The following is an 18,257-nucleotide window of genomic DNA, read 5'->3' as shown; positions in this document are numbered from 1 at the left end:
AAGGAGGAGACCGGACATGGAAGATTATCTTGATCCCCGCAACTCGGAGGGGATGCCGAAGATGGCGGACAGCATGTTCGCGCTCGATTTTTTGATGGCGGCGAAGAACGGCGTGCACAGCTATGCCGTCGCGCTGACCGAGTGCATCACGCCGGAAGCCCGTGCCGTTGTCCGGAGCCAGCTCAATCAGGCGCTGGCGCTGCATGAGGAGATTTCGCTGCTCATGCTGGACAAGGGCTGGCTGCATGTATACAACCTGCCGGAGCAGCACGAGATGGACATGAGATCGGCCCAAACGACGGTTCAGATTGCCGGTTTGCAGCTGTTCCCCGAAGATACATCGCGGCAAGGCATGTTCGCCACACCCAATAAATAATATCGGAGGAACGCCGTCATGAAAGCCGTTACGTATCAAGGCATTAAGAATATCGAGGTCAAGGAGGTCGCCGACCCGAAGATCGAGAAGCCGGATGATATGATCATCCGGCTGACGGCTACGGCCATCTGCGGATCCGATCTGCATCTCATTCACGGCATGATCCCGAATATGCCGACGGATTTCATCATCGGCCACGAGCCGCTCGGGATCGTGGAGGAAGTGGGTCCGGAAGTGACCAAGGTCAAGAAGGGCGACCGGGTGATCATTCCGTTCAACGTCGCCTGCGGCCACTGTCACTACTGCACGCACGAGCTCGAGAGCCAGTGCGACAATTCGAATCCGCACGGGGACATGGGCGGATTCCTCGGGTATTCGGAGACGACGGGCGGATATGCGGGCGGCCAAGCGGAGTATCTGCGGGTCCCCTATGCGAACTTCTCCTCGTTCAAGATACCGGAGAGCAACGAAGTGGAGGATGAGAAGCTCGTCGTGATCGCCGATGCCATGTCGACCGGCTTCTGGTCCGTAGACAATGCGGGCGTCAAGCCGGGGGATACCGTCATTGTGCTGGGCTGCGGTCCCGTAGGCTTGTTCGCCCAGAAGTTCGCCTGGCTGAAGGGGGCGGGGCGGGTCATCGCGGTCGATTATGTCGGCTATCGTCTCGAGCATGCGAAGCGGGTCAACCGAGTGGAGATCGTCAATTTTGAATCCCAGGAGAACATCGGGGGCTATCTCAAGGAAATCACCAAGGGCGGAGCCGATGTCGTCATCGACTGCGTAGGGATGAGCGGGAAGATGTCGCCGCTTGAATTCCTCGCTTCGGGACTGAAGCTGCAGGGAGGCGCGATGGGCGGGCTGGTCATCGCCTCCCAAGCGGTGCGCAAAGGCGGCACGATTCAAGTGACGGGCGTCTACGGCGGGAGATACAACGGGTTCCCGCTCGGCGACATTTTCCAGCGCAATGTTAACCTGCGGACCGGTCAAGCGCCGGTGGTTCATTATATGCCGCATATGTACGACCTTGTGGCAACAGGCAAGATTGACCCGGGCGACATCGTCACCCATGTGCTCCCGCTCACCGAGGCGAAGCGCGGCTATGAAATCTTCGATACCAAGACGGATGACTGCATCAAAGTCGTCTTGAAGCCGTAGGAGGTGAAAGGAATGCAGCAGCCGTACGCACTGCACGAAGTATTGGAGCTTCATGAGATTGCCGCATTCAAGACCATCTGTATGACCAAATCCCAGACGATGCAGGCGCTTGTGTCCGACGAGGCGCTCAAGAGCATCATGCAGCAGGATGTGGCGCTGTCGGTCCGGCAGCTTCAGGATCTGAAGAACTTGTTGTCCAAAGCGACGACGTAGGAGGGAAGCCATGAACACGATTCTCGAGCATCTAACCGGCATGAGCACGATGACGGACCAGGTGATCGCCATGGATCTGCTCATCGCGGCGAAGAGCGGTGTCCGCAATTACGCGATGGCGGTGACGGAGACGGCCACGCCGGAGATCAAAGCGGTCTTGACGCAGCATCTCAATGAAGCGATCCTGCTGCACGAGCAGATCTCGACCTATATGGTGGAGCGCGGCTTCTACCATCCCCATGATGTGACGGAGCAGATCTCCTTGGACCTGGCGAATATTCAAACGGCATTGAAACTGACCTAGCAGCGGTTGGGGCAGAGGCGGAATCTCAGTACAAAAGGCTTTGCAGGGCGATTCGGGCGCCGGCGAAGCCTTTTTGGCGTTCTTCGGGGAAGGAGGTTTGCTTGCGGTTCTGTCTCACTTTTTTGCGCTCCCTATAACTCGCGGGATTCTTCCTGCCGATAGTAAGAGCATATCAGTATTCTAATGCCTGTTACTGGCAGAAAAAGGAGAAACCGCGATGAATCAAGAACAGCAGCAGCAGCTAACGGAAGCTTACTTTCAGCGCAACAAAGTGGTCCTCATCCTCTTTTGGATTTTCGCTCTCGTTCCCATTATCATGATCAGCGCCCTCAGCGGCGGACTCCAGCTTGCTGCCGCCAATATCGTCATGCTGGTGGCCGGCGTCGTCATTACGGTGCTGTCCCGCTTCAAGCACTTGGCGCGCCTCACGGCCTATATTGCATCGGCTGCATTCGTTCTGTTCTATATCGGCGCCATCGTAGCGAAGTCCGTGGATCCGACGCTGCCTATCGTGCTTGCGGTGCTGCCAGCCTTGTATCCAAGCTATCGGCCTGTGGCTGTCACCTCTGTCTTCATTTTCTTGACCACGCTGATCAGCAGCGGGTTCTCGGTGCTGAATCCGGTACAATTCCTCGTCAGCGGCACGTTCAGCTTCATGATCATCGTGATCGTGTGCATCACGGTGGTACGGTTGACGGAGAAGATGCTGAGGGATATTGCTTCGCGCAACCGCGAGGCAACTGAAGCGAAGATGAAGAGCGAGGCGATGCTCCAGCAGGTGCAGGACGCGCTGACTACGCTGAACGGCTTTAACCGGCAGCTTCAGGAGAAAGTGGCCGTTACCCAGAAGATCTCCCGCGAAGTCAATCTCGGCTTCAGCGAAGTGTCTCAAGGGATCGAGGCCCAGGCAATCAGCGTGGGCGATATCAACGAGCTCATGAAAAAGTCCAATGAGGACATTCAGGATGTGGCGCGCAACTCGCAGACGATGCGTCAGCTCTCGTCCGAGACAGGCAGGGTAACGGTACAGGGCAACGAACAGATCGGGGACCTCACCCGCAAGATCAACCAGGCCGACTCCATTGTCGATACAATCTACGGGGATATGCAGGAGCTCAACAAGGAGAACGAACAGATCGGTACCATTCTCACGACGATCCAGGATATGGCGAACCAGACCAACCTGCTTGCCTTGAATGCGGCGATTGAGGCTGCGAGAGCAGGTGAGCACGGACGGGGCTTCGCGGTTGTTTCCTCCGAAGTACGGAAGCTGGCGGAGAACTCCTCGCAGTCCGCTGTGGCCATCACGCAGATCTTGAGCAGCATCCGGGAGCGCACGGAGCGTCTGACCGGCCAGGTGGCCGGCGGCAAGAAGGCGCTTGAAGACAGCATCGGATCGGCACGGCAGACCGAAGACTTGCTCCGCCAGATTGCGGACAACACGCACCAAGTACTGCAGCAGGCGGAGGAAGTGGAAGGCAAGACGACCGATATCGGCAAATCGTCCGGCGAGATTGTCATGGAAGTCACATCCATCTCTGGGGTTACCGAGCAATCCAGCGCGGCGGCGGAAGAGATTCTGGCAAGCGTCGAAGAGCAGAACGCCATGATGGACCAGATCGTAAACAGCTTTAAGGAACTAGAGCAGCTCATTGCCGATTTGAACCGTGCGGCGGAGTAGAAGGATTCTAAGTTTATAAGCACCACAAGCAGCGGCCCTCCCGGATTCACCCGGGAGGGCCGCTTTGTGCGCTGCCGCCTTTAGTGATTTGAAAAACCTTGCATTTGTTCTTTGTTCGATTTATTATTTACCTACCGGTAAGTAAAATAGGAGGGGCCCTCATGTCAACGCAAGAACTCATATTGACGACAGCCTACCGTCTCTTCGCGCGCCATGGATTCGAGAAGACGAGCTTGTCTATGATTGCCAAAGAAGTAGGCATTACGAAGCCTGCCGTGTACTACTACTTTCCGTCGAAGGAGGCACTTTTCTCCGCACTGCTGCACGAGGTGTGCCGGGAGATCCGGTTCGAGCGTTATTTTGTGTTGGAGGAATTCGATGCGGAGAACTTCAGGGAACAGCTGGTCCGCTGCGGCCTGCGCATGATCCGGGACCAGCACAGCGACCCCGACTATTCCCTGCTCATGAAGGAATTCATGATCCAAAGCACAAGGGACGAGAGCATCCTCGCCGCGATGAAATCCGTGATCGACACGTATGCCAGCGGCTTCCGGAGCCTGCTTGAGCATGGCGTGCGGCTCGGACTGGTGGATCACAGCCGGCTTCAGGTGAAGGCCGAACAGCTCACGATGATCGTGGATCAGATCGACAATTACATGGGGCTGGGTATCGAGTTCGACTATGAGGCCTTATGGAATTATAACGTGGAGCAAGTGCTCCGCTAAGGAGGAACGAAGATGAGCGGTGAACGCTTGACTGGGCTGGACTTGGCCCGGGCGCTGGCGATTCTCGGCATGATTCTTGTCAACTATAAGCTGGCCATGGCGGCCGAGAACGGAGGCCCCTCCTGGCTCGTCGAGCTTGCGGGGGTGCTGGAAGGCCGGGCTTCCGCCCTGTTCGTCATGCTTGCCGGCATCGGCTTCTCCTTGATGACGCGCCGGGCACGGCTGGGAGAGCCGGGCGAGCTGCAGAAGAGCCGGATACTCGTCTGGAAGAGATCGCTCTATCTGCTCCTGCTGGGCTTCGGGCTTCTGCTGCTGGGCTGGAGCGCGGACATCCTGCACTATTACGCGTTGTTTTTGTTCATGGCTTCTTTTCTCATCCAGGCTTCCACCCGGCTGTTGACAGGGCTTGCGGCGCTGCTGCTGGCCCTCTCCCAAGGACTGCTGCTTCTGCTGGATTACCGGACGGGGTGGGATCCCTCGTTTCATGCGTACCTGGATTTCTGGAGCGCGGAAGGGTTCCTGCGGAACTTGTGGTTCAACGGCTACCATCCTGTACTGCCCTGGTTTGCGTTCTTCCTGGCCGGGATGGCAGCCGGCAGGTGGCCCTTGAACGAAACTGCCGTCCGACGTAAAGCGCTGGTCATGGGTCTTGCGGCAGGCCTGGGGGCGGAAGGGCTGGCATGGCTTCTGAGGACAGGGCTGAATGCGGAGCTCGGAGGGGAAGCGGCAGACTATTTGTTCGGCACGAAGCCGATGCCCCCCGGCCTCTTCTACATGATCTCCGCCGGCGGTACGGCTGTCGCAGTGATCGCACTCTGCTTGGATGCCGCAGACCAGTTCCGCGCTCGTCTGCCAGTTCGTGCGCTGGTTCCGGCGGGGCAGATGGCGTTGACCCATTATGTGCTGCATGTCCTTGCAGGGCTCGGCTTTCTTGAGCTGCTCGGCGTACTCGAGAACGGATCGCTGCCATTTGCGCTCTTATACGGAGCAGGCTTCTTCGCGGGAGCGGTGCTCTTCTCCTTGGCATGGCAGCAGCGGTTCGGCAGAGGGCCGCTGGAGGCCTTGATGCGGAAGCTGTAAGGCAGACGCGGGGAAATGGCTGTAGAGGAAAGGCAGGATAGAGGTGCGCAGGCGTACCAACACCAATGGACCCGCTCGAAGGCAGCGCCCTCGAACGGGTCTATGGGTTGCCGTCCTTTGCAGGGTAGGCACAACGATTTGGCTATATGATCGATTAAGTATGTAAGGCGGATAAGGCGCCCGGGGCGCCTCCGACGCGGTTAGTCGGGCCGTTTGACGCTTGTCTTTGTATGGGGATCCAGGTCCGTCTCTTGGCTGTCCGCCTCCTGATGCTGGCTGGAGTAGAAATTGATGATATCATCGATGCTTGTAAAAAAGGTGTCGTTGTTCGCAGGGGATGGAATCATGGTCTTGACCTCACTTTCGGGGAGTATGTCTTCCATGCTGTCTTTGCCGTTGGTTATCGTCTTCACCTTCTTTATTTACACTTTACTTCCAGATTTGAAACATAGGCAGGGTAGGTGAGATGAATTCGCGGTGAATCCGGGCTGGCTTCGGTAAAGGATTGGGCGGAGGGGCGGGTCTATGTTGAGGGACGGTTGGGAGAGGGGCCGATAAGCATGTTCGTCAGACGGTATACTCGCTTGCCAGGATCGAGAAGAGGTAAGAATCGTGATATGATCCCTTGCAGCGTAAATGCTCCCTGAGATGCCCCTCCAGTTTCATTCCGATGCGTTGCAGAACGCGGGAGGAGGCGGTGTTGGCGGGACGGCAGGTAGCATACACCCGGTGAATCCCTAGCTCTCCGAATGCAAGCCGGAGCAGGGCCCCCGAAGCCTCCGACGCATACCCTTTTCCCCAATAGCGGGGATGGAAGCAGTATCCGATTTCGGCGTTCGTATCCTTGATATACAAGCTGCATCCGCCGATCAGCGCATTTGACTCTTTGAGTTGGACGGCCCATTCGTAATCGGTCCGGCCGGCTTCCGTCTGCTTTGCGATCTGCTGCTCAATGTAGGAGCGGGTCTCCTCTTCGGTGTTCGGTCCCCAGATCATATGTTTCGTAACATACGGATCGGATGCGTAGGTATGCACACTTTTCCAGTCGTTTTTGGTAAATTCACGGATAAGCAATCTGGGGGTATCGAGCTGCACAGGGGTCCCTCGCTTCTCATGATTTGGTTTGCTTTGCCAGCATCCGCATCAAGACGCCCGGATCCGGCAGACCGTATTCTTCTTGGTCTTGTTCCTGCATAATGAGGCTGTTGATGATGAAAAAGTACCACGACAGCAGCTGGCGGGGATCTCCTGCCGAGAACAGGCCGGCTTGCTGTCCTTGAACGAAGAGAGGGAGGAGCCGGTCGATCAGAGAGTGGGGGGAATGCTGCTGCAGAATCTCCGCCGCCTTCGAAGGCAGACGTTCTGCCCTTCGGGCTTGTTGAATGAGCATGAAGGCGTACTTGTTTTTCTCGTCAAGCATCTGCTCCGTTAAGGCTTGGATCTGTTCGTAGGGCGTTCCGGGGAGGTGGGCGGCCTGCCCCATCTCTCTTGCCGCCTCCTCCAACAAATCCTCTACGAGCTCGGTGAACAGGTCGTCTTTGGAATGGAAGTAGCGGTACATGAGGCCTTCGCTGATGCCGGCTTCCGCAGCGATCATGCTTGTTTTCGTTCCTGTAATGCCACGGCGGGCAAAGACTTTGAGCGCCGCCTGCTTAATCTGCTCCCGGCGGTCGTCGCGGATTTTTTGCAGCTGCTGCTTGGTTAAGGGGGACAACGTTCTTCTTCTCCGATCTTGTGGGGTGCTCTTCCAGTATACCATAAATTGGGTGAGACCACATTCCTTAGAAGTGACTATCCGAAGAGACGGCCAGCGGGCGCACCCGTGTCAGCAGCTCATCGAGGAACTGGTCGGGACGGGCGAAGCAGGCCAGATGACCGGCGTTCTTGATCAGTGCAAATTCCTTGTGCGGGGCTTCGATCTCATCGAAATAGGCCTTCGCTGCCGCTGTTGGCGTAAGGGTGTCGGTATCTCCCTGGAAGATAAAGAAGGGCAGCTCGAACCGGGTGCCGAGCTCCCGGAAGTCGAAGGCGGCCAATTCGTGGAAGAGATGATCAAGGGAATAGCTCATGCCTTGGAAGATGTCGATCAGGTCACGCAGGCTGTGGTCCGGCGAAGAGAGCATGGACGGCAGGATAAGATCTGTGATCATGTTGGGCACGTCTTGGATGGCTTTGACGGCGCAGCGGTTGCGCCGGTCGAATTGTTCGCGGCTCCACTTGGTGGGGTCCGGCCCCAGAGCCTCCATCCATTGAACGCCCTTGGCGTCGCCGGCGGCGCGAAGCGAGTCTAAGGTCAACCGGTACGCAAGGTGCTCAGGGTCGGGGGCATTCTGGTCGGTTCCCACATAGGCAGCAAACAGGTCGGGTCTGGATTTGGCCATCAGGGCACCGGTCAGGCTCCCTGCGGAGCTGCCGATGAGGATCAGCTTGGGCTGTCCGAGCTCGCTCCGCAGATATTCGGCGACCTCCAGCCCATCCTGGGCCAGGCGGTCGAAGGTAAGGGGGGCGCAGCCTCTTTTGCCGTTCCTGCGGAACGTCTTGCCGGCCCCCCGCTGATCCCACTGGACTATGGTGAAGGAGCGCTCCCAAGACCGCAGCAGCGGACTGAAGATGGAGTACGTAGAAGCCGGACCGCCGTGAATCCATAACAGCACGGGATTACGGCGGTCCTCGCCGCGGATGGTGATCCATTGGTCGATTCCGCCGATGGGAACATAGCGGCTCTGTTCGATGCGGTTCGGCGTGTGGAGCCGAAGCATCCGGGCATTCCGGCGCTGATTGCGTTTGCGCCAGATCAGCGCCGGCAGGACGGGGTTCTTACTCATGTCTGGATCTCCTCTTTACTTAAGGTAAAAGTATTTTTGAATGAGTAAATCACTCATTATTAAAATAATCCTTTTTCCTGTATATGTCAATGGGGAGATAGCCGTACTGTCGTGATGCGGCCTCTGCCCATGCCGTACGTTCGGCCGGCCATGCGGCGTATACCGCCGGGCCTACCTGCAGGAGGCCGGGACGTCTCCTGCGATAGGCCCGGCTCACGTGGAGTTCTCTCTTGTCCCAAGCCAAAAAAACGCTGTAAGGACGGAGATTCTCTCTGTCTTTACAGCGTTTCCTGCATGATTTTTATTTATAGTAGGAAGTGGTTAATGGGATGAAGATGCCGTTGTCGCCCGTATTGTTATCATACTTATAGAACACAGTAACTTCATTCTGCCCGCTGACGTTCACTTCAATGGTTTTCAAACCGTCCTCGGCCGTAACGGTCTCGGTTTTGAGCAGACGGCTGTTATCATCTTCGAACTTGACTTCCACATCGGACCCGATGGCGGCTACCTGAAGGTACAGCGTTTGGTATTTCTTGCCGGGCTTCAAGGTAAAGTTGTATCCGCTGTTCCTGGTATCTTTGATGACTTCCTGATAATCCTTGTTTTTATATTTCGTTTGATTCGGATCTTTTATCGCCTGATAGAAGGTTTGCGTGGAGTTGACAGGTACGCCCTCCACTTTTTCTCCGAAGAGCACACTGTTCGAGACCGCATCATAATCCACGGCAACATCCAGCGAACTTGCGATCGCTCTGGCAGGCAAATACGTGCTTCCGTCGTATGTAATCGGGGTTACTACATTGCCCTGCTCGTCCAGCAGCTGGACCGTCTTCCCGTTCACTTTCACTTTTATATCGTTGTTCAGGTAGGCTTTGATCTCTTCAAGATTGGCCCCGGCATACACGCCGACGCTCGCCCCGAACAATACGGATAAACCGATAGCGGAAGCAATCATTTTTTTCATCGTGTCGATATTCTCCCCTTCAGATCATGGTGTGGCGACATTCACGTCTCCTACCTGAGTATATGCGCCAAAAATCAACATATCAAGGCAATCTCTTCCAAACGGACTTCCCTAAATAAATTTATAGAATTATAGATTCCCGCCTGGGGCTCCTCTCTCTGCCAGGGTCCCGGGAGCCGTCCGTACGCGCCTTCAGTCAACATTCAGCAGACCTTCATGAAGGGTTCATCTTGCGCGGATACTATGGGGGAAAGTAAAGAGGAGTGTGACGATTACGCCATGTCAACGAGTAAAAAAGTGTGGATTCCCGCGATTCTGATTGTGATCGCCGGCCTGCTGCTGGTGGCCTATTCGCTATATTTGGAGATGAACGGAACACATCCCGGGCCTTCCCGCGGAGGAGGGGGCCTTCCCCCGGAAGGCGGGAAGAAGGAGGGGGAGCTCTTCGAGTGGCTGGGAACGGCGGCTGTCGTATGCGGGGCGGTCAGCTTCCTGTGGCTGCGATTCAAGAAGAAGCTCCGCTCTCCCTCGGAGTTTGTCCGAACGGCGGGAGGGCTGCTGCGCCGCCTGCATACATGGATGGGCTGGACGGCGCTTGTGCTGGTCGGGGTGCATGGCGTGTATTATCTGGTCACGAAGCTTCAGGATCACAAGATCTACACGGGCCTGGCTGCCTTCTTGATCCTGGCGGCACTGGCGGGATACGGATGGCTGATGCCGCGGATCCGCAATGTGTGGATGCGCAAAGTGCATCTCCTGCTTAGTCTGGTATGGATTCCGCTGCTGCTCCTGCATGCGGGCGGCTCAGCCATCCTCACCGTGGCGGTCACCGCAGCAGTATGGGTGCTCGTGGGCTTCCTGGATCGGCGGAGCAGTCTGCAGAAGGTTTAGTCCCCGGGATCATGCCTTCAGGAAATGGCCGTGCCTATAGAGAAAAGCCATTCTTGCGGCGGAACGGAAAAGCGATACCGTACGGGCGGCGGGGATCGGGGCTGAAAGAACAACCAAGAGGGATGATTCCAACCGGAATCATCCCTCTTGGTTGCAGGCTGCTGCTCCGCATGCTGCAGGCTGCTGCTCCGCATGCTGCAGGCTGCTGCTCCGCATGCTGCAGGCTGCTGCTCCGCATGCTGCAGGCTGCTGCGGGCGGACGCGGTACTATTGCCCGCCGCGGAGCAGGCCGCCCAGCTCCCGTATGCCCCGCTGCATATCGGGAAGCGAGGCATACGCGTAGGAGAGCCGCAGATGCGATTCGCAGGAGGGGCCGTACACATAACCGGGGTTAAGCAGGAATCCGCGGCTGAGCATGCGCTCGAACAGCGGCCTCGCTCCCGTCCGGGTCAGAATCCGGGCCCAGACGTAGAAGCCGCCTTGGGGCACGCGCCACTCGAGCAGTCCCCGGCAGTACCTCTCCAGCGCTTCCAGCATGGCGTCCCGGCGTACGGTGAGCTGGGTGCGGACCCGCTGGAGGTGCTCCTCATAGAGTCCGGCTCCTAGGCATTCACGGGCCAAGACCTGGGAGAGGGAGCTCGTGCCGTAGTCGGTCTGCATCTTGATATCGGCGAGCCTCTCGATCACGAGCTGGGGGCCGACGATCCATCCGACCCGCAGTCCGGGGGAGAGCGTTTTGGACAGGCTGCCGATATAGAGCGTGACGCCCTGGGTATCGAGCGCCTTGATCGGAGGCGGAGGCGGGGCATCGAGCCACAGGTCGCGGTAGACGTCGTCCTCCAGCAGGGGCAGGCGGCGCTCCTGGCAGAAGCGCAGCACCTCCCCGCGCCGCTGCCCGGACATGACGATACCGGTAGGGTTGTGGAAGGAGGGGATGGTGTAGACTACGGCCCCTTCCATGGCATTCCCATAACGGGACAGCTCATCGAGGCGGAGTCCTTCGTCGTCCATCGGAAGTCCGACCATGCGGGTATGGACCGCCGGCATGGCATGGATGGAGTGGAGGTACGAGGGATTCTCCAAGAAGACGGTGGACCCCTGCCGGAGTATGCCCATGGAGATCAGGTGCAGCGCCTGCAGGGCTCCGGAGACGATGAGGATGGAGGCGGGAGCCGCCGTGATCCCATATCCGGCCAGATGCCGGCTGATCTCGGCGCGCAGCTCGGGAGAGCCGAGGGGCTCCTCGTAGCCGCCGGGCAGATGCCGCTGCGCGATGCTGCCGAGCATCCTCTGCAGCATCGCGGAGGGGATAAGCTCGGGCGCCAGCTCTCCCGTGCCGAGCCGCACGATGGACGGATCGGCCTCCGCCCGGTTGATGGCTCGCACTGCAGGCAGGTTCGGCTGGTGGATACCCCGGTTCACATAGGCGTTCCAATCGAGGGGCGCGGAGTCCGGCGGACCCGGCTGCGGCGTGCTGCGCACACGGGTGCCGGACCCGGTCTGCCCCTCCAGGAGGCCTTCGGCCCGCAGCTCCTCGAGGGCGGTGACGATCGTGCTGCGGTTCACGCCGAACTGTGCCGCGAGATCCCGCTGAGGCGGGATCGCAGAGCCGACGGTCCACTCGCCGCTGCCGATCCGCTCTCTCAGATAGCCGGCGATCTGCTTGTATAAGGGAAGCCCGGAGGACTTCTCCGGTTTCCAGCTAGGGTGGATCTCCATAGGGACACCTGTTTCTTCATGTAATATGTACCACTTGGTTGGGATGATTCTCGGGCATTGGTTGGTGACAATTCTACCAAGTTCTCTTTATGATGGAAAGGCTGCTATAACCTTGCGTACGGAGGGATAAGTTTTGGCTTTTTGGCATGGCGTACTGCTCGCCTTCGGATTGATTCTGCCGCTCGGCGTCCAGAATGTGTTCATCTTCAACCAAGGGGCCGCCCAGCCCCGGTTCGCCCGGGCGCTCCCCGCCGTCCTCACGGCTGCGCTCTGCGATATGATGCTTATCCTGCTCGCGGTGCTCGGCGTCTCCCTGCTGATCTTCACGGTGACTTGGCTGCAGACGGTTCTGGTGCTGGCCGGCATCCTCTTCCTCCTCTATATGGGCTTGGTGACATGGCGGACCCCTGCCATAGCTGCCGATGCCGCAGGAGAACCGGAGGGGAGGACAGCCGCAGAAGAGGAGCCGCGGGCGGCGGCGATGCCGGTGCGGAGGCAGGTTCTGTTCGCCGCCTCGGTCTCGCTGTTCAACCCGCACGCGATTCTCGATACGGTCGGCGTGATCGGCACGAGCTCCCTGCAGTATGCGGGGGCGGACAAGGTGTTGTTCGCCTCGGCAGCGATCCTCGTATCATGGGTATGGTTCCTGCTGCTCGCGGGCGCCGGGCGGCTGGCGGGCCGGCTCTCTTCGTCCCTGCGCCTCTGGCTGAACAAGGCTTCCGCCCTGATCATGTGGGGGAGCGCGGCGATTATGATTTTTGCCTTCCTCGTGTGAAGGGGACCGGAAGCTCTTGTTCGGGGGAGGGGAATCCCCTATGATGAAGAAAGAGGGATAAGGGTACGGCAGCAAGGGAACCGGCTTCCTGCCCCGCTTCTATGTGCCGCCTCTATCTGTCGCCTCTATAAGCTGCTTCTATAACCTGATTCGGAAGAGGGAATCATTATGAATTCATATACAAGCCGGCCGGACGGGATCTTCCCCTCGGTCTGTTCGCTCGACTGCCCTGACCAATGCGGGCTGCTGGTCCACAAGGAAGGAGGGCGCATCGTCAAGATCGAAGGCGATCCGTCCCATCCGGTCACGCAGGGGGCGATCTGCAACAAGGTGCGGCATATGGCCCACCGGATCTACGATGAGAAGCGGCTGCAGTATCCCCTGAAGCGGGTGGGCCGCAAGGGGGAAGGCCGCTTCGAACGCATCACCTGGGACGAGGCGGTCGCTGAGATTACCGGGAACTGGAAGCGGGTCATCGCGGAGCAGGGGGCGGAAGCGATCCTGCCGTACAGCTTCTACGGGAACATGGGCCGCCTGGGCACCGAAGGCATGGACCGCCGGTTCTTCCACCGTCTCGGCGCGAGCCGGCTGCAGTATACGATCTGCCAGGCGGCGGGCACGGAAGGCTATGGCTATACGATGGGCGGCGGCTTCGGCATCGATCCGGAAGACACGGTCCATGCGGAGCTCATCGTCATGTGGGGCATCAACGCGGTGTCCACGAACATGCATCAGGTAGTGCTCGCGGAGAAGGCGCGGAAGAATGGGGCGAAGATCGTCGTTATCGACGTACATAAGAACCAGACCGGCAAGTGGGCGGATTGGTTCATACCGGTGCGGCCGGGTACGGATGCGGCGCTGGCGCTGGGGCTCATGCATATCCTGTTCGCCGAGGGGTTCACGGACGAGGCATTCCTCGAACGTTATACGGTAGGGCACGAGGAGCTGCGTGAGCACGTGCGCGCCTATGATCCGGCATCCGTATCGGAGATTACAGGCGTGCCGGAGGAGGACATCTACCGCTTGGCGCGGATGTACGGCGGGACGAAGGCCTCATTCCTGCGGATCGGCAACGGGCCGCAGCATCACGACAACGGCGGCATGTGCATCCGCACGATCGCCTGTCTCCCCGCGCTGACCGGCGCCTGGCTGTACCCCGGCGGCGGGGCGATCAAGGGCAACGGCTCGTATCTCGAGCATAACGCCTATGCGCTCCAGCGTCCGGATCTGCTGAAGAAGCAGACGCGGAGGATCAACATGAACCTGCTCGGCAGCGCCCTGCTCGAGCTCGATCCGCCGGTGGCCTCGCTGTATGTGTACAACTCGAACCCGGCCGTGGTCGCTCCGCATGCCAATAAGGTGCGGGAGGGGCTGGCCCGCGAGGATCTGTTCACCGTGGTGCACGAGCTCTTCCTGACGGAGACGGCGGCCTATGCCGATATCGTGCTCCCGGCGACCTCCGCCTTCGAGAACACCGACTTCTACCGCTCGTATTGGCATCATTACGTGCAGATCCAGGAGCCGGTCATTGCGCCTTACGCGGAGAGCAAATCGAACGTCGAGGTGTTCCGGCTGCTCGCTGCGGCCATGGGCTTCGAGGACGAACCGCTGCGCGATACGGAAGCGGACATGATCCGCCAGGCGCTCGACTATCCGAAGAATCCTGTGCTGGAGGGGATGACGTACGAGAGGCTGGCGGAGAAGCAGTTCCTCAAAGGCAGAGTGAAGCCGCTCTTCCCTGGCAGGCTGTCGACACCGAGCGGGAAGATCGAGCTCTATTCCAAGACAATGGAGCGCAAGGGCTATCCGGCGCTGCCGACTTACATTCCGCTGCCTCTCGAGGAGGAGGGGGACCTCCCGTTCCTCTTCATTCCGGCGCCGAACCACAACTTCCTGAATTCGACCTTCGCCCATAATGACAAACACGTGCGGATGGAACGCCAACCGAAGCTGCACCTGAACGAAGCGGATGCTGCGGCGCTCGGCATTGCGGGCGGAGACCGCGTCCGGGTGTGGAACGCGAGAGGGGAGTGCGAGCTCACGGCGGCGGTAGGCGGCGATGTCCTGCCCGGCGTGGCGGTCAGCCAAGGGTTGTGGGCGGACGGGGACGGCGGCAAGGCGCTCGTCAACGCGCTGACGCCGGATAGGGTAGCCGATATGGGCGGCGGCGCGACCTTCTTCTCGGGCCGTGTGCGGGTTGAGAAGTGCGCATTATCATAGGCATGAGATAGAATACACTCTACTATATGGGGATCTTGCCATGGGGGAGGGGGCCTTAGTGCCGCCTTGACTCTTAACCTTAGGCATGCATCCTTCTGGCTTGCGCCGTCTTCAAGGTTGCCGGCAGGCCCCGTATGCCAAACAGCCGGAGGGGAAGTTCCCTGTCCGGCTGTTTTCTTTGTGTGAATCGGTGCCCTTGTATGGAAGCGGCAGGGAGCTACAGTCTGGAGACATAGGAGCTGAGCTGCCGGGACATCGATTCGATCTCTTTCATGGAAGATTCGATCCCGGCCGCCGAAGAGACCTGCCGCTGCCCGATCGTATGTATTTCCCGGACGGTAGTGGAGATGCTGTCTGTCGTTTGGCGGATGTTGCTCAGGATATCCTGGATCTTCTCGGCGGAGTCGATCGTATCGAGGGACAGCTTGCGGATCTCGCTGGCCACGACCGCGAAGCCCCGTCCCATCTCGCCGGCCCGGGCGGACTCGATCGAGGCATTCAATCCGAGCAGGTTGGTCTGGCCTGCGACGTGGCGGATGAAGGCGAGCACTTCGTCCGTCTTCTTCGCATCCTCGTTGGAGGTCTGAGACTGAGCCAGGAGCTGCTGAGAGATACGGGCCAGCGAATCCGAATCCTGGGAGACCGAGGAGAGCCTCTCGGTGGCCTGGGCCAGGGTTTCGGCGATTTGTCCCACTATGGTCATCAATTCATTCTTATTGGTCGTCATTTGGACTGTCCTCCCGCAGCGGATGGACCGGGCCGGCGGTTCCCGATCGGAGCCTGCTTTGTCCCGGCGCACCTCGCCAATGATCTCTAACGGGAGTAGTATTTGGCGTTGGGCGCGATTTTAAACAATAAAGGGAGTCACAGACGAGTTTATTGCTTCGGGCACGAAACGTAAGAGCAGGTCGGCGCGGTGCCTTTTGGGCCAAAACTTGCTACAATAGGGGAACAGGAAGCCCGCGGCAGGCCGTGCGGCTGGTGGAGAAGGAGAATGATCCATAGATGGACGGTATAAGGCAGGACAGACGGACACTCGAAGAGCAGGCGCGGCGCACCCTCGCGGCGGATCCGGATGTGGTGTTCGGCGAAGTGATGACGATGGAGATCGACCCGGCGGACGGGCCGTTCTGGCTCCGCTTCGCGTCGGAGTGGGGGGGAGCCCTCTACCTGCTTGACGAAACGAACGCCAAACGGTATGAGAAAGGGATGGTCGACGAGGGGGCTTACGAGTACAACCGTCGGAGCTATAGGCTCGGATTGATTACGCTCAGCAGTTTGTATGACCGGCTGAAGGCGTGGCAGGAGGGCGATGAATCCAGAGAGAAGGCGTTCTCCTACGGAATGAACTCGCTGGATTGCTATTTCGTGCCGGCGTATCTCACTGATTACAGCCGGGTACAGGAGTCGGACAAAGGGGTCTGTGATGCTTTCATAGCGGAAATCATGCGCAGGCTGGATGGCGGCGGCGAGGGGAAGAAAGAGTTCGAAGCCCTGGACGTGCTCGTGGGCGAATATGTCCGCGGCATCCATCTGTATGCCCGCGGCGTATAAGCGGTTTGTCTTGGGGGCCGGGGGATGCAGTGCAGGCTCGTTCAATAGAGTTGGGCAGGCACGGGGTATCGCCTTAACCGTGTGTATGAACGAAAGGGGATCTGTCTTCGGACGGATCCCCTTTTTTTTGCTATTTAAGAATGTATATCTCTCCAGGGCTTGATCCTGTCATCTTATATATCTCATAAACGCGCATCGTCCTGAAAGGACGGCGAAGCCGGTTATCTTGGAGGTGGGATCAACGGAGCGGGTAGGAACAGTCCGTTCGTTCGAGTGAACTAAAGTGACATAAGTTCGTGAAAAAAGCGCCTTCTAATGAAAGGTTCGGGTTATAGAAGATCAAGTGTATTACGCTTTCATGTGAATAAAACGAACATTAACCATATATTTTTTCTGATTATCCGTGTTTTATGGGCCGGTCGGCAAAAATAAGGAATAATAAAAAGTTCGGTATTGAATATTGTGAATATTTGCATTAGAGTAATGGTAATAAATGCTTGTTAAGTTTTATAACACAAATTAAGAATTTGTGAAGAGATTCAGGATATTCATTACTTCTGATGTTAGGAATATAGGAGGAGACTCACTCATGAACCAGAGACGCCCAGCTCTTGCCCTTGGATTGTCGACGCTTGCCATGGCTTCTTCCTTTATGGTGTGGAACGTATTCTCGCCGATCGCAGGTCCCCTGCGGGAGGCTTACGGTCTTACCGCCTTCGAGCAGAGCGTGCTCATCGCCGCACCCGTACTGCTCGGCTCTGTGATGCGCTTCCCCATGGGGATCTACACAGACCGCTATGGCGGCCGTCCCGTGTTCTCGGCCCTGCTGCTGTTTTTGATCGTACCGCTGCTCCTTACCCCCTTTGCTTCTTCGTACGGGATGCTGCTGCTCTCCGCCTTTCTGCTGGGGATGGCGGGGACGGCCTTCTCGGTATCGATGACCTACGTGTCGCGGTGGTATCCGCCGGACAAACAAGGGTTCGTCCTCGGGCTGGCGGGGCTCGGCAATCTGGGGGTAGCCGCCTCAAGCTTCCTCGTGCCTCTGGTGTACCGGCAGTTCGGAATGTCCGGGGTATTCTACGGTCTGGCCGGCGTGATTCTGGTGACGGCAGTCCTCTTCCGGTGGGGAGCGGGCGAGCTGCCGCTGCCCGAGAAACGCCAGACGGTCCGGGAATCACTGCAGGTGCTGCGCTTCCGGTCCACATGGATCTTATCGTTATTCTACTTTCTTACGTTCGGCGGTTTTGTGGCGTTCAGCGTCTACCTTCCTACCCTGCTGCGGGAGCTGTTCGGGCTGGCGGCGGCGGATGCGGGACTCGCTACGGCGGGGTTCGTAGCGGCGGCGACGTTCATCCGGCCTCTCGGAGGGTATATGGCCGACCGGATCGGCTCCCGTCAAGTGCTGCTTGGCGTCTTTGCGGTCATCGCATGCGCCGCTGTGCTGCTTGCGTTCTCGCTCGGTCATCTCGTCTTGTTCTCAGCGGGCTGCCTGCTGGCGGGTCTTGGGTTCGGGCTCGGGAACGGCGCGGTATTCAAAATGGTCCCGGAGGTCTCGCTCGGACGCACCGGAGCGGTTACCGGCGTTGTGGGCGCGGCCGGAGGCGTGGGTGGATTCTTTCCTCCCCTTGTACTCGGCGTGCTGCGGGATGCGGGCGGGACTTATATGCCGGGCTTCCTTCTGCTGGCACTGTTCGCCTTCCTGTGCTTGTGGATGAACAAGGCGGCGCGGCCGGCGGGGCGGACCGGGCATACGAACGTCCCGGCAGCTTGAG

Annotated in this window: 19 protein-coding genes; 12 read left to right on the top strand and 7 right to left on the bottom strand. The window is 58.6% G+C overall.

Going from position 1 to position 18,257, the window contains the following annotated elements:
• Positions 1-16: 16 nt before the first annotated feature.
• From O9H32_RS24605 to O9H32_RS24575, 7 genes are all read left to right on the top strand, one after another.
• Entirely contained in the window at positions 17-376 is a 360-nt protein-coding gene (locus tag O9H32_RS24605) for a spore coat protein (protein ID WP_269868773.1), read from the top strand.
• A gap of 18 nt (positions 377-394) precedes the next feature.
• Positions 395-1,531, top strand: a complete 1,137-nt coding sequence (locus O9H32_RS24600) for a zinc-dependent alcohol dehydrogenase (protein WP_269868772.1) — start codon at positions 395-397, stop codon at positions 1,529-1,531.
• A 12-nt stretch (positions 1,532-1,543) separates the two neighbouring features.
• A complete protein-coding gene (locus O9H32_RS24595; RefSeq protein WP_269868771.1) occupies positions 1,544-1,744 on the top strand; it encodes a hypothetical protein in 201 nt (66 codons plus the stop codon).
• Positions 1,745-1,754: 10 nt separating this feature from the next.
• Positions 1,755-2,048: a spore coat protein gene (locus tag O9H32_RS24590; RefSeq protein WP_269868770.1), complete on the top strand. Its 294-nt coding sequence runs from the start codon at positions 1,755-1,757 to the stop codon at positions 2,046-2,048.
• A gap of 217 nt (positions 2,049-2,265) precedes the next feature.
• Positions 2,266-3,729: a methyl-accepting chemotaxis protein gene (locus O9H32_RS24585; protein ID WP_269868769.1), complete on the top strand. Its 1,464-nt coding sequence runs from the start codon at positions 2,266-2,268 to the stop codon at positions 3,727-3,729.
• A gap of 161 nt (positions 3,730-3,890) precedes the next feature.
• A complete protein-coding gene (locus tag O9H32_RS24580; protein ID WP_269868768.1) occupies positions 3,891-4,454 on the top strand; it encodes a TetR/AcrR family transcriptional regulator in 564 nt (187 codons plus the stop codon).
• Between the two features lie 12 nt (positions 4,455-4,466).
• Positions 4,467-5,534, top strand: coding sequence for a DUF418 domain-containing protein (locus O9H32_RS24575; RefSeq protein WP_269868767.1), 1,068 nt, complete (start codon positions 4,467-4,469; stop codon positions 5,532-5,534).
• A gap of 200 nt (positions 5,535-5,734) precedes the next feature.
• Here the strand turns inward: O9H32_RS24575 and O9H32_RS24570 are convergent, their stop codons facing one another.
• The 5 genes from O9H32_RS24570 to O9H32_RS24550 form a co-directional block, all read right to left on the bottom strand.
• On the bottom strand, positions 5,735-5,947 hold the full coding sequence (locus tag O9H32_RS24570; RefSeq protein ID WP_269868766.1) for a hypothetical protein: 213 nt from the start codon (positions 5,945-5,947) through the stop codon (positions 5,735-5,737).
• A gap of 154 nt (positions 5,948-6,101) precedes the next feature.
• Positions 6,102-6,608 (bottom strand): GNAT family N-acetyltransferase, encoded by a 507-nt coding sequence (locus tag O9H32_RS24565; RefSeq protein WP_319946950.1) that lies wholly within the window; start codon positions 6,606-6,608, stop codon positions 6,102-6,104.
• 37 nt (positions 6,609-6,645) lie between these two features.
• Positions 6,646-7,248: a TetR/AcrR family transcriptional regulator gene (locus tag O9H32_RS24560; RefSeq protein ID WP_269868764.1), complete on the bottom strand. Its 603-nt coding sequence runs from the start codon at positions 7,246-7,248 to the stop codon at positions 6,646-6,648.
• 67 nt (positions 7,249-7,315) lie between these two features.
• Complete coding sequence (locus O9H32_RS24555; RefSeq protein WP_269868763.1) at positions 7,316-8,359, bottom strand: alpha/beta fold hydrolase; 1,044 nt, start codon at positions 8,357-8,359, stop codon at positions 7,316-7,318.
• A 301-nt stretch (positions 8,360-8,660) separates the two neighbouring features.
• A complete protein-coding gene (locus O9H32_RS24550; RefSeq protein ID WP_269868762.1) occupies positions 8,661-9,326 on the bottom strand; it encodes a stalk domain-containing protein in 666 nt (221 codons plus the stop codon).
• Positions 9,327-9,605: 279 nt separating this feature from the next.
• On the opposite strand from O9H32_RS24550, the gene O9H32_RS24545 reads away from it, so the two are divergent.
• Positions 9,606-10,217 (top strand): hypothetical protein, encoded by a 612-nt coding sequence (locus tag O9H32_RS24545; RefSeq protein ID WP_269868761.1) that lies wholly within the window; start codon positions 9,606-9,608, stop codon positions 10,215-10,217.
• A gap of 267 nt (positions 10,218-10,484) precedes the next feature.
• Here O9H32_RS24545 and O9H32_RS24540 read toward each other — a convergent pair whose 3' ends face one another.
• Positions 10,485-11,936 carry an aminotransferase-like domain-containing protein gene (locus tag O9H32_RS24540; protein WP_269868760.1) on the bottom strand — a complete coding sequence of 484 codons (1,452 nt, stop codon included), beginning with the start codon at positions 11,934-11,936 and terminating at the stop codon, positions 10,485-10,487.
• A gap of 133 nt (positions 11,937-12,069) precedes the next feature.
• On the opposite strand from O9H32_RS24540, the gene O9H32_RS24535 reads away from it, so the two are divergent.
• Together O9H32_RS24535 and O9H32_RS24530 are read left to right on the top strand one after the other, a co-directional pair.
• Positions 12,070-12,711 (top strand): LysE/ArgO family amino acid transporter, encoded by a 642-nt coding sequence (locus O9H32_RS24535; RefSeq protein ID WP_269868759.1) that lies wholly within the window; start codon positions 12,070-12,072, stop codon positions 12,709-12,711.
• A 168-nt stretch (positions 12,712-12,879) separates the two neighbouring features.
• Positions 12,880-14,931 carry a molybdopterin-containing oxidoreductase family protein gene (locus tag O9H32_RS24530; protein ID WP_269868758.1) on the top strand — a complete coding sequence of 684 codons (2,052 nt, stop codon included), beginning with the start codon at positions 12,880-12,882 and terminating at the stop codon, positions 14,929-14,931.
• Positions 14,932-15,148: 217 nt separating this feature from the next.
• Here O9H32_RS24530 and O9H32_RS24525 read toward each other — a convergent pair whose 3' ends face one another.
• Positions 15,149-15,658, bottom strand: coding sequence for a methyl-accepting chemotaxis protein (locus O9H32_RS24525; RefSeq protein ID WP_269868757.1), 510 nt, complete (start codon positions 15,656-15,658; stop codon positions 15,149-15,151).
• 278 nt (positions 15,659-15,936) lie between these two features.
• Between O9H32_RS24525 and O9H32_RS24520 the strand changes: the two genes are divergently transcribed.
• Positions 15,937-16,485, top strand: coding sequence for an SRPBCC family protein (locus O9H32_RS24520; protein ID WP_269868756.1), 549 nt, complete (start codon positions 15,937-15,939; stop codon positions 16,483-16,485).
• Between the two features lie 589 nt (positions 16,486-17,074).
• The gene (locus tag O9H32_RS24515) at positions 17,075-18,256 is read left to right on the top strand and encodes an MFS transporter (RefSeq protein ID WP_269868755.1); all 1,182 of its coding nucleotides are present in this window, start codon (positions 17,075-17,077) and stop codon (positions 18,254-18,256) included.
• Position 18,257 lies beyond the last annotated feature (1 nt).

Source organism: Paenibacillus caseinilyticus (genome assembly GCF_027533645.1).
Taxonomy (GTDB): Bacteria; Bacillota; Bacilli; order Paenibacillales; family NBRC-103111; genus Paenibacillus_G; species Paenibacillus_G caseinilyticus.
This window is presented reverse-complemented; position numbering and strand designations above follow the sequence as displayed.